This is a genomic window from Geobacillus sp. WSUCF1 (assembly GCF_000422025.1).
Classification (GTDB): Bacteria; Bacillota; Bacilli; order Bacillales; family Anoxybacillaceae; genus Geobacillus; species Geobacillus zalihae.
Genome location: NZ_ATCO01000263.1, coordinates 1 through 418, shown reverse-complemented (window position 1 = coordinate 418; position 418 = coordinate 1). Strand labels below are relative to the sequence as shown.

The 418-nt window shown below is 54.3% G+C and carries 4 tRNA genes; all 4 read left to right on the top strand.

From position 1 onward, the window contains the following. Positions 1–46: 46 nt before the first annotated feature. A tRNA-Tyr gene (locus tag I656_RS0117130) sits at positions 47–131 on the top strand. Between the two features lie 9 nt (positions 132–140). Then, positions 141–214, top strand: a tRNA-Trp gene (locus tag I656_RS0117125). A 17-nt stretch (positions 215–231) separates the two neighbouring features. Continuing rightward, positions 232–304, top strand: a tRNA-His gene (locus tag I656_RS0117120). Between the two features lie 15 nt (positions 305–319). After that, positions 320–394 (top strand) — tRNA-Gln (locus I656_RS0117115). Positions 395–418: the final 24 nt, after the last annotated feature.

Genomic DNA, 418 nt, shown 5'->3' with positions numbered 1-418 from the left:
AATCAGTAGGTTGCGGGTTCAAGTCCTGCAGTCGGCACCATTCCTTGGAGGGGTAGCGAAGTGGCTAAACGCGGCGGACTGTAAATCCGCTCCCTTTGGGTTCGGCGGTTCGAATCCGTCCCCCTCCACCATTTTAACAAAGGGGCATAGTTTAATGGTAGAACAGAGGTCTCCAAAACCTCCGGTGTGGGTTCGATTCCTACTGCCCCTGCCATTCCTATCATGATCATGGCGACTATGGCGAAGTGGTTAACGCACCAGATTGTGGCTCTGGCATGCGTGGGTTCGATTCCCACTAGTCGCCCTTCACTTACAACGTTGGGGTATAGCCAAGCGGTAAGGCAACGGACTTTGACTCCGTGATGCGTTGGTTCGAATCCAGCTACCCCAGCCACGGATGCGGAAGTAGTTCAGCGGT